Here is a 432-nt window from a genome sequence, read left to right on the forward strand (position 1 = left end):
CAACATGACCTACCGGGCCATGGTTCGCGAACTGCCCGATTGCCTGAACATAAAGGATGTCGACGGCCGCTTCATCGCCGCCAATCCGGCCACCGCCGAAATGGTTGGCGCCGCTTCAGTCGACGATCTGATCGGCAAGACGGATTTCGATTTCTATCCGAAAGAAGTCGCGGAACGGTTCCGGCAGGATGAGATGGGCGCGCTGGAGGCCGGGCAGACGTTGCGGATCGATCAGCCGGCGCTTTTGCCGGATGGCCGGCAAGGCTGGCTCTACACCCTCAAGGCACCGTTCCGCGACGAGTCCGGCAAGATCGTCGGTGTCATCACCTACAATCGCGACATCACCGAGCAGAAACGCACCGCCCAGCTCAAGAACGATTTCATTTCCGCGGTCAGCCATGAGTTGCGCACACCGTTGACCTCTATCCGGGG

General features: G+C 60.4%; 1 protein-coding gene. It reads left to right on the plus strand.

Going from position 1 to position 432, the window contains the following annotated elements:
- Nucleotides 1-432: PAS domain-containing protein (locus EOA22_RS37205; protein ID WP_127390782.1), on the plus strand; the 432-nt coding region annotated here is incomplete at both ends.

It is taken from the genome of Mesorhizobium sp. M7A.F.Ca.US.014.04.1.1 (assembly GCF_003998745.1).
GTDB classification, from domain to species: domain Bacteria; phylum Pseudomonadota; class Alphaproteobacteria; order Rhizobiales; family Rhizobiaceae; genus Mesorhizobium; species Mesorhizobium ciceri.